The 536-nt window shown below is 73.7% G+C and carries 1 protein-coding gene; it reads right to left on the reverse strand.

Annotation, left to right across the window (positions count from 1 at the left end):
- A partial coding sequence (locus tag ACOADB_RS05190) for a hypothetical protein (protein ID WP_378596876.1) occupies positions 1-536 on the reverse strand: 536 nt, incomplete at both ends.

Genomic DNA, 536 nt, shown 5'->3' on the forward strand with positions numbered 1-536 from the left:
TTCGGCACCAGGCGTGCGTCGGCCCAGCCGGCCAGCTTCCCGTCGGCGCGGAGGGCAGCGAGGTCGACCGACGGGGCGTCGTACTCCTGACGCGCGAAGCGGGTGGTGGTCGTACCCCAGCGCAGCTCGGCCGGGTCGATCAGTCCGCTGGTGACCAGCCGGGCGTCGCCCTCGCGCAGCCCGTCCGGGTTGTCGCGGACGAACGGCTTCAGTCCGTAGTACTGGTCACGGAAGTCGGCCGTGCAGGTGGCGAGGTCGCCGACGGTGCCGGGGGTGCCGGTGGTGCCATCCATGATCGGCAGGTCCACCTCCGGGATCCCGAAGTACGACGCCGCGAGGCTCCCCCAGTCGTCGGGACCGAGCGACGACGGGCGGCCCATCCGCACCACGGGCACGCAGGTGAGTACCGGTGTGCCGTCGAAGACCGGCCGGTCCGAGCACCAGAAGTCGGTGACGGCACCGCGGGCGGCGACGGCCGCCCGGACCGGTCCGGCGTCGCGGGTGGCGAGCACGGACAGCGGCTGCACCAGCGCGAC

This window comes from Nocardioides sp. CPCC 206348 (genome assembly GCF_048654705.1).
In the GTDB taxonomy this organism is placed as follows: Bacteria; Actinomycetota; Actinomycetes; order Propionibacteriales; family Nocardioidaceae; genus Nocardioides.